This is a genomic window from Halomonas denitrificans, from assembly GCA_019800895.1.
GTDB lineage: Bacteria > Pseudomonadota > Gammaproteobacteria > Xanthomonadales > Wenzhouxiangellaceae.
The window spans coordinates 1-1,200 of record JAHVKF010000006.1 but is presented as its reverse complement, the minus strand read 5'-3'; the positions used below and the strand labels follow the sequence as shown (position 1 = coordinate 1,200).

1 protein-coding gene is annotated in these 1,200 nt (G+C 70.7%); it reads right to left on the bottom strand.

Translation table 11 applies throughout. From position 1 onward, the window contains the following. Positions 1 to 78: 78 nt before the first annotated feature. Positions 79 to 1,200: DUF11 domain-containing protein (locus KUV67_13845; protein ID MBY6205969.1), on the bottom strand; the 1,122-nt coding region annotated here is incomplete at its 5' end.

Below are 1,200 nucleotides of genomic sequence, written 5' to 3'. Positions count from 1 at the left end.
ACGGGCGCCCCCTGGGGACGCCCGTTTCGATGCAGTCGATCAATCGATCGATCGCGGTCGCCAGCGACCGCTGACCGGTCAGATCATCCGACGAACCTGCAGGCCGCCGGCGATCATCAGCGTGAGCACCAGGGCGATCAGGCCCCAGCTGCCCAGCGTCGGGATCGAGAACGACGCGACCACGCCCACCGAGCCGGTGTTGTTGGCGCTGACCGGGTCCGTGGTGTCCGAGTCCACCGACGCGGTGTTGGTCTGCAGACCGGTCGCACGCTGGACCTGCGCGGTCAGCGTCACCGCCACCGTGCTGCCCGCCGCCACCGTACCGATCGAGCAGGTCGGTGCACCCGACGGGTCCTCGAAGCAACCCGAGGTGCTGACCAGGACCTGGCCCTGCGGCAGGTTGTCGGTGATCACCACGTTGGTCGCGTCCGACGGACCGGCGTTGCTCACCGACAGCGTGTAGGTCACCGTCTCGCCCTGCTGCACCGCGTTGTTGTCCACGGTCTTGACCATCGACAGGTCGGCGTCGGCGCCGATCGTCGTCGTCGCGCTCGACGAGTCGTTGGCCGCGTTCGGGTCCGTGGTCGGCGACGACACGGTGGCCGTGTTGGTCACGTCCCCGGTGGTCGACGGATCGACGTCGAAGGTCACGTCGACGACGACCGTCGCGCCCGGTGCCAGGTCGCCCAGCGCACACGGGAACCCGCCGGCGCACGGAGCGGTCGCCGAGTTGAACGTGTAGCCGGCCGGCGTCGGGTCGTCCAGCGACACCGACGAGGCCACCGACGGACCGGCGTTGTCGACCGTGATCGTGTAGGTCACCTGGCCGCCTGCAATCGCACTGGCCGGACCGGTCTTGACCACGCCCAGGTCGGCCTCACCGCTGACCGTGGTGGTCGCCGAGGCCGAGTCGTTGCCGCCGTTCGGGTCGGTCGTGGCCGACGAGACGGTGGCCGTGTTGGTCACCGCACCGGTGGTCGCCGGGTCGATGTCGAAGGTCACCTGGAACGCCACGCTGGCGCCGGCCGCGACCGTGCCGAGGGCGCACGGGAAGCCGCCGCCGCACGGCGCCGTGGCCGAGGCAAACGTGTAGCCGGCCGGCGTCGGGTCCGCGACCTGCACCGACTGGGCGTCGGACGGGCCGTTGTTGGTTACCGTGATGTCGTAGGTCACCTGGGTGCCCGCGATCGCCGTGGCCGG